Origin of the sequence: Mesorhizobium sp. M7A.F.Ca.AU.001.01.1.1 (assembly GCF_004022735.1) — a bacterium.
Taxonomy (GTDB): Bacteria; Pseudomonadota; Alphaproteobacteria; order Rhizobiales; family Rhizobiaceae; genus Mesorhizobium; species Mesorhizobium ciceri.
On sequence record NZ_RZPF01000486.1, the window covers coordinates 1 to 5,188 of the forward strand.

Annotated in this window: 6 protein-coding genes; 4 read left to right on the forward strand and 2 right to left on the reverse strand. The window is 61.8% G+C overall.

The genetic code is table 11. The features are described 5' to 3' along the window. The 3 genes from EN884_RS25055 to EN884_RS25065 all read left to right on the forward strand — a co-directional run. The coding region (locus tag EN884_RS25055; RefSeq protein ID WP_128360788.1) for a peptidase C39 family protein at positions 1-729 on the forward strand (729 nt) is incomplete at its 5' end. Next, positions 726-2,189, forward strand: coding sequence for a RimK family alpha-L-glutamate ligase (locus tag EN884_RS25060; RefSeq protein ID WP_013532574.1), 1,464 nt, complete (start codon positions 726-728; stop codon positions 2,187-2,189). The genes EN884_RS25055 and EN884_RS25060, both read left to right, overlap by 4 nt. A gap of 30 nt (positions 2,190-2,219) precedes the next feature. Further along, on the forward strand, positions 2,220-2,480 hold the full coding sequence (locus EN884_RS25065) for a DUF3303 family protein (RefSeq protein WP_244514281.1): 261 nt from the start codon (positions 2,220-2,222) through the stop codon (positions 2,478-2,480). Positions 2,481-2,498: 18 nt separating this feature from the next. Here the strand turns inward: EN884_RS25065 and EN884_RS25070 are convergent, their stop codons facing one another. Then, complete coding sequence (locus EN884_RS25070; protein ID WP_128360789.1) at positions 2,499-3,410, reverse strand: LysR substrate-binding domain-containing protein; 912 nt, start codon at positions 3,408-3,410, stop codon at positions 2,499-2,501. A gap of 112 nt (positions 3,411-3,522) precedes the next feature. Between EN884_RS25070 and EN884_RS25075 the strand changes: the two genes are divergently transcribed. Next, on the forward strand, positions 3,523-4,413 hold the full coding sequence (locus EN884_RS25075) for a fatty acid desaturase family protein (RefSeq protein ID WP_013532571.1): 891 nt from the start codon (positions 3,523-3,525) through the stop codon (positions 4,411-4,413). An 11-nt stretch (positions 4,414-4,424) separates the two neighbouring features. Here EN884_RS25075 and EN884_RS25080 read toward each other — a convergent pair. Next, on the reverse strand, positions 4,425-5,188 hold a 764-nt coding region (locus EN884_RS25080), incomplete at its 5' end, for an EAL domain-containing protein (protein ID WP_164895141.1).

A 5,188-nucleotide genomic window follows, 5' to 3' on the forward strand; every position in this document is an offset into this window, starting at 1 on the left:
AAGATCGGGCGTGAGCCCGGCTACTATGAGGATGGCGAAACGGCACTTCGCTACGAAAAAACCTTGCGTGGCGACATTCCGATCGCCACCAAGGTGCCGTTCTACCCGCAGACCTGTGAATTCACCTGCGGTCCGTGCTGCCTGATGATGGCGATGGCCAATTTCGATCGCGGCTTCGTGCCGGATCCGGTCATGGAAATCCGCCTGTGGCGTGAAGCGACGACCGTCTTCATGATGTCGGGTCCCGGGGGTTGCGAGCCGTTCGGCCTCGCTGTCTCGGGCTATGAGAGCGGGCTCGCGGTGGAGATCTACGTCTCCTTCTATGGCGCGCTGTTCCTGCAATCGGTGCGCAGCGAGGACAAGCGCAGGGTAATGGAACTGGCCCAGGTCGACTTTCGCCGACGCGCGGAACTTTACGGCATCCCGGTGAATTACCGTGCATTCACAATCGACGATATCCGCGCTGCGATCGCTGGGGGAAAGCTGGTGCTGGTGCTGATCAGCGGCTTCCTGATGTTCGGCAAGAAGGTGCCGCACTGGGTGCTGGCGATCGGCGATGACGGCGACCATATCCTGATCCACGACCCTTGGGTCGAGGATGAAAGGCAGGAGACCATCCTTGATGCAGCCAACATTCCCGTGCCTTACGGCATCTTCATGAACATGGCGCAGTTCGGTCGCGATGGACTGCGGGCCGCCATCACTCTGGGAAAGCGTGACAGACAATGACCTGGGTCATCCTTACCGGCAGGCAGAGCGATCTCGACCAGGTGGCGACACCGCACAAGATCATCACCAATCGCGACTATCTCGCGCATCCGTCATTGTTTCGCGGCCAGCGGCCGAAGGTCATCAACCTGTCGAACAATTACGCCTACCAGAGCCGCGGCTACTATGCCTCGCTGCTGGCAAGCTCGCGCGGCCACAAGGTGATCCCGACCGTCGAGACGATGATCGACCTGTCGGAACGCAAGCTCTATGAGCACGCGCTGCCGGAACTGGAACTGGCGCTCAACAAATGCCGCAAGGATCTTGGTGGCGCCTTTCCGCAAAAGGTCTGCATCTTCTTCGGCATCGGGCCGTCAAAAATCTGGGACCGTTTCGCCAAGCTGTTGTTCGATTGGTTCCGCGCACCGGCGCTCGAAGTCCACATCAAGGACAGCGCCGAATGGGCCTCGATCCGCAAGATCGGCTTCCATCCGCTGGCGCGGATGACCGAGGACGAGGAAAAAAGCTTCATACAGTGCCTGGAAACCTACACCAACCGGGAGTGGCGCGACACCAAGGGCCGCACGCCGGCGCGCTATACCTTCGCCACGCTGGTCGACCCGCATGAGGAATTGCCGCCCTCGGAGATCTCGTCGCTGCGCTATTGGGCCAAGATCGCCGAGAAGATGGGCGTCGAAATCGAGCCGATCACCAAGCGGGACCTGGCCAAGCTCGCCAATTACGACGCGCTGTTCATCCGCGAGACCACCTCGATCTCCAACCACACCTATCGTTTCGCCCGCCGCGCCCAGCAGGAAGGCATGCCGGTGATCGACGATCCACTGTCGATGATCCGCTGCACCAACAAGGTCTATCTCAACGAGCTGATGGCCTACAACAAGGTGCCGGTGCCGCCGACGGTGATGATCGCCGGCACCTCGGATCTCGAACTGGCGGCGCAGACGCTGGGCTTTCCGCTGGTGCTGAAGATCCCGGATTCGTCGTTCTCGCGCGGCGTCAAGAAATGCGCCAATTTCGAGGAACTGAAGACGCTCGCCACCGAATGGCTGGAGGATTCCGACCTTCTGATCGCGCAGAAATTCATTCCGACCGAATATGATTGGCGTGTCGGCGTGCTCGGCGGCCAGCCGCTGTTTGCCGTGCACTATCTGATGGCCAAGAAGCACTGGCAGATCGTCAACCACAAGGCCAACGGCAAGCCCGACCAGGGCGGCATCAAGACCTTCACGCTGAAGGAAACGCCGGCGCATGTCGTCGAGACGGCAGTGAAGGCGGCGCGCTGCATCGGCGACGGGCTCTATGGCGTCGACCTCAAGGAGACCAAGGACGGCGTCTTCGTCATCGAGGTGAATGACAATCCCAACCTCGATCATGGCTGGGAGGATTCCGGTGAGAAGGACGAGGTCTGGGTGCGGCTGACGCAGTGGTTCCTGGAGCGGTTGGACCGGCCGGGGCGGTAATTTGATCGGGGGTAGAACATGCAGTTTATCGTGATCGAGGATTTCACCGGCTGTGATCGCAAGGAGATCTATCGCCGCTTTCGCGACCGCGGCCGCCTGAAACCGGACGAGCTGCTCGTGCACCACAGCTGGATCGCGGCGGACATGAGCCGCTGCTTCCTGCTGGTGGAGGCCGATGACGTCACGCTGCTGCAGCGTTGGGTCATCGAATGGGCGGATCTGGTGGAATTCGAGATCATCCCCGTGGCGACAAACAAGGACATGGCTGAGGCATTGAGCGGGCACCTCTGACGATTGCCGCGTGTCGCGTCAACGCAGTGCCGGCGAGCCGACTGCGCGCCGGCACTCGTCGATCAGCCACTGGCGAAATGCGTCCACGACATCGCGTCTGGCGCTGCGCGCCGGGATCGTCAGGCAATAGGGCTGGCGCAGCTCGACCATTTGGGCGAGGGGCCTGACAAGTCGGCCGTCCTCCAGCGCCTCGGCACAGTAGATCCCTTGCGCCAGCGCCACGCCCAATCCCGAAATGGCAAGGTCGAGTGCTGCGCGCGATGAGTTGGCCGAGAGGCCGCGCTGCGCTGCCCGGCCGGGTTCGATGCCGGCCGCCTCGAACCAGTTGTGCCAGGACGGAAAGGACGCACCGGTCGGTCCCCAGCCGGTATGGATAAGCGGCAGGCTGGCGAGGCCTTCGGGTTTGATCGTGTCCGCCAGCCCGGGTGCACACACGGGATAGACTGCGTCCTGGACGATGTCCTCGGTCGGGTGCTCGCGATAGTGCGGGCCATAAGTGAGCCTGATGTCGATCAACTCACGGTCGAACGGCACCGGGTCATCCTCGCCTCTGAGCGATATGTCGACGGCGCCATGGCTGGAGACAAAACCAGTGAGGCGCTGCGAAAGCCAACCCATGGCCATGGATGGCGGCACCGACACCACGAGGCGCGGGCGGAACGCATCGCCGCCCAGTTGGCGCGCGACGCTGCCGATCTCCTGGAAGGCCATGGTCAGCCTGGGCAGCATCTCGACGCCGGCCTCGGTGAGGACGGCGCGCCGGTTGACGCGATGGAACAGCTTGCGGTCCATCTGCTCCTCGACGGTGCGGATGAGCTGGCTGACGGCGGCGGCCGATGCAGAAAGCTCTTCCGCCGCCCCCGCAAAGCTGCCTGTACGGGCGGCAGCCTCGAAAGCCTGAAGTCCTTTGAGAGAGGGAAGTACGGCCATGATCACCGGATAGATAAGTTCAGCTTATCTAAATCGCAGAAATCGTCATTTTTGGAAAGATTTTTCATGCGCTACAGTGGATTCTATCAAATCCCAGCCTGGATCGAAGCCCGTGGATCATCGCGACGTAATTTCATCGTTGACGCAGGAGGAGCGCAACCGGCTGACCGCCAAGTCTGATGCCGCGGGCCTCGTTCAGCTTGCCGCTCATTGGGGTGCGATCGTGATCCTCGGATCGCTGATCGCCGCCAAAGTGCCGTTCTGGCCGCTGCTGATGCTGCCGCAAGGTCTCCTCATCGTGTTCCTATTCACGCTGCTGCACGAGACGGTTCATCGCACGGCCTTTGAGGCGCAGCGGCTGAACGATCTCGTGGCGCGGGTGTGCAGCCTGGCGATCGCACTGCCGGCGGACTGGTTCCGCTACTTCCACTTTGCCCACCATCGATACACGCAAGATCCCGACAATGACCCGGAACTGGCGTTCCCCAAGCCGGAGACATGGCGGCAATACCTCGTCCACATATCCGGCATCCCGTTATGGTGGGGCCACATCAAGACGCTTTATGCCAACGCCGCGGATCGTGGTCGCGAAAGCTACGTTCCGCCAAAGGGCTATGACAAGGTGCGCATCGAGGCACGCGCCATGATTGCCTTTTATGCCGTGCTCCTTCTGCTTGCCGTCTATTTCCGGCTCTCGGTGCTTGTCTATGTCTGGATTTTGCCCGCTCTGTTGGGGCAGCCGTTTCTGCGCCTCTATCTCTTGGCCGAGCACGGTCGTTGTCCGTTCGTCGCCAACATGCTGGAGAACACCAGGACCACATTGACCAACTGGCTGGTCCGCAAGCTGGCGTGGAACATGCCGTTCCATGCCGAGCATCATGCCTATCCCGGCGTGCCGTTTCATCAACTGCCGCGGTTTCATGCGCTGATCGAGCGGCATCTCAAGGTGGTCGAGCCCGGCTATGTCAGCTTCCACGAAAAGTACATCGAGACGCTGCATTGACGATGGCCGGCCTAGCCGGTCTGGCTGTGCGGCGCCCGGGATCTCAACAGACGCTGGATCTCGGCCGCCTGTGACGGCGCGCCGATCAGAAAGCCCTGCGCCTCGGTGCAGCCATTGCTGCGCAGGATGTCGAGTTGCACCTCGGTCTCGACCCCCTCGGCGGTGACAGTGATGCCAAGCTCGGCACCCAGCCCGATGACGGTGCGAACGATCGCCGCGGTGTCGCGATTGCCCAAATCGTGGATGAACGAACGGTCGATCTTGATCTTGTCGACAGGAAAACGCCTGAGGTAGCCGAGCGACGAATAGCCGGTGCCGAAATCGTCCAGCGCGATGCGGATGCCGAGTTCGCGCAACTGCCGCAGCGTCCTTAGCACCACCTCGCTTTCGTCCATCAGCACGGTTTCGGTGATCTCCAGTTCCAACCGACCGGCTGGCACGCCGGAGAAAGCCAGCGCCGAGATGACGCTGCGGGCGAAGCTGCCGCTTTTAAGTTGCACGGCCGAGACATTGACCGCGACGCGCAGGCCGGCGGGCCACCGTGCCGCCGCCGTGCAGGCTTTCCTCAGCGCCCATTCTCCAAGCGGCACGATCAATCCGGTTTCTTCGGCGACCGGAATGAAGCTGTCCGGCGCCACCATGCCACGTTCTGGGGAATGCCAGCGCATCAAGGCTTCCGCGCCGACGATCTCGCCGGAGGCGATGTTCATGATGGGTTGGAAATCGAGGTCGAATTCCTGGCGCGACAGTGCGGTCCCGAGGTCGACCTCCAACG